The sequence below is a fragment of the Nostoc sp. genome (assembly GCF_054880495.1).
In genome coordinates this window covers 1-2581 of record NZ_JBTYKD010000234.1, presented here as the reverse complement: position 1 = coordinate 2581, position 2581 = coordinate 1, and the positions used below count along the sequence as shown (strand labels likewise).

General features: G+C 43.6%; 2 protein-coding genes. Both read left to right on the top strand.

The window, feature by feature from the left end; all coding sequences use genetic code 11:
- Position 1: 1 nt before the first annotated feature.
- The gene (locus ACYTXL_RS22285; RefSeq protein ID WP_461926634.1) at positions 2 to 1852 is read left to right on the top strand and encodes a DUF3685 domain-containing protein; all 1851 of its coding nucleotides are present in this window, start codon (positions 2 to 4) and stop codon (positions 1850 to 1852) included.
- 25 nt (positions 1853 to 1877) lie between these two features.
- A partial coding sequence (locus ACYTXL_RS22280) for a diacylglycerol/polyprenol kinase family protein (protein ID WP_461926633.1) occupies positions 1878 to 2581 on the top strand: 704 nt, incomplete at its 3' end.

The window sequence follows — 2581 nt, the reverse complement described above, 5'->3', positions numbered from 1 at the left end:
GATAAAATTATTGTTAATCGACCAAGACCCGATTTTTCGTCTGGGATTACGCGTAGCTCTGGAAGCAATTCCTAACCTGGAAGTAACAGCAGTGGTAGAAACTGACACCGTTGCCTTGCAGATTTTAGCAGAAATTGCCCAACAAGATCCTAACCAAGTAAATTTGGTAGTTTTGGAATTCGGTAATGGTCGCTCCGCCACCAGTCAACAGCTAGGGTTACAATTGTGTCGCCAACTCAGAGTCTTATATCCCAACCTGCCAATTTTGCTCCTCAGTTCTATTCAAGAACAAGGACTACTATTAGCTGCGAAATCTGTTGGTGTAAATGGCTACTGCCCCAAAGGTACACCACTTTCTGAGTTAATCACCGCCATGCAAGAAGTTGCAGATGGTGCTTACTATTGGCTTCAAGACACAGAAGCAATAATAACTCCCAACCCTTCTCTACGAGACGCTGCGCGAACGGCAGGTTTTACAGTGAGCTTGCCGAACTGCTCAGGGCATCGCTCCTCACTCCCATTCGACTACGCTCACGGCAAGCCCACTCCCAACTCCCATTCGACTACGCTCACGGCAAGCCCACTCCCTTTCTCTAGACTGCGAAATAATTTACATTTGTCAGGAATTGCTAACATTGACGCTACCCTAGCCGCAGTAACAGCACAACTACAAGTTCCCGGACTACCAGTACTAGATCGAGCAATTCTAGCTGGACATCGGCGAGAGCTGCTAGCGGCTCGTTGGTTGCTAAATCGGTTGTTGGTTTCATCACAAGAAAGGCAAGAGGAAGATATCCCCGTTGCTGATGTGCCTCTGGCTTCTTCATTGAGTAGTGCCATTCAACAAAGGCAAATTGTGCCACCTTTACTTAGTCCGGGAACACTACAATCTGACTTGTTTTCATCTTGTGTTACCAAACTTCAATTTACTTTACGAAATGTCACAGATGTACCTTTAGAAATTGACATCTTTCGTGAAGATAAAAAACGGGAATTACTTTATCTAATACTAGAAAAATTGACTGAACAGTTGGATGAACTGCGTGCTGCTCAAATAGAGATAAATCAATTATATGAAGTAAAAAATACCTTAATATATGACTTATGGCAAGTAGCAGTTACATATTTTTTTGGGAAATTTTCTCGGATAAAATTAGGAGATCAAAACATAGAAGTTGTTAACTTTTTGTTACGAAATACAGAGGTCGTGCAAAAAGATATTCTGAATAAAATTCCGCTAGTTTGCGAGTTGTATTCTTATTTACTATTTCAAACAGAATTGAACATTGATAATACCTCCTATCCGGTAGTAAGCGTTGAAGCCAAGTCCCAAGCATTAATGATTTTAGAGAACTTGTTGATTCAGGTAGCGAATGGGGTAGTGCAACCCCTGTTAAATTCTTTAGCAGATGTAGAAGCGATTAAGCAAAATTTTTATGGACGGCAATTGATTTCCACAAGAGAGATTGAACGATTTAGAAATGATTTGTCGTGGAAATATCGAATAAAAAATTATATAAATGAGCCAAAAGCAGTTTTTGAAAGTCGGTATGAACTATTTGTAATTGCGCCTCGTGGCATTGCCAATACTTCAGTTTATGCTCCTCGAAATCAGGAGTTAGAAAAGCTTTCTAATATTCCTTTAGTAGTGACATTGCTTCTAGAATTTAGTGATGCGATCGCACCGCGTTTAAAATCACTATTAGCTTTTGTAGGTAGCGGTATAGTCTTCATCCTTACCCAAATAGTTGGTCGAGGCTTAGGTTTAATCGGTCGTGGTATTCTTCAAGGTATTGGCAGCGTATCGTTAGTAGAAAAAAACCTGAGACGAAATAGCGATCGATCTAAATGAGGCAGAGAACGCGGGGACACGGAGAATGACAAATGATTTTATCGGGCTAGCAATTTCTTATACTTATGCAACTAGTCTGCTTGTCATAGGTGAGGGACTGCGTAGGCTGTTTGGTGTGAAGCCGGATTTGACTCGCAAGGTGATCCATATTGGTGCAGGGATGTGGGTTTTTGGCGTCCTGCTGCTGTTTAAGCACTGGGAAATTGGAATTATCCCTTTTGCTACCTTTATCGGATTTAACTACCTGTTGTACCGCTACCGAATCATTGGCGCAATGGATACCCAGGATAGCTCACCTGGTACAGTTTATTTCGCTATTTCAGTGACGCTGTTGTTCGGGCTAATGTGGCGGCCAGACGGCCCAATAGATGGCGCTGCGATCGCTGTTGCTGGGATAATGGCCATGACTTGGGGTGATGCCTTGGCAGCATTAATCGGCAGACGCTTCGGGCAGCATAAATACCAAGTGGGAAATTCTGTGCGTTCCTGGGAGGGTTCAGCAGCAATGTTTGTAGCGAGTACAGTGGTGATTTTTTTAGTGCTATTGCTGCTACCTGGTTCGTCGCTGAGTCCCCTAGCAACGCCTTTAGGTTTAGGATGGGCATTGTTGACGGCGGTGGTAACTGCTACTTTCGCCACCCTAGCAGAGGCAGTCTCACCTCACGGCACAGATAACCTCAGCGTACCTCTAGTGGCGGCTGGGGTAGTGTGGGTAGCGATGCAGGCGTT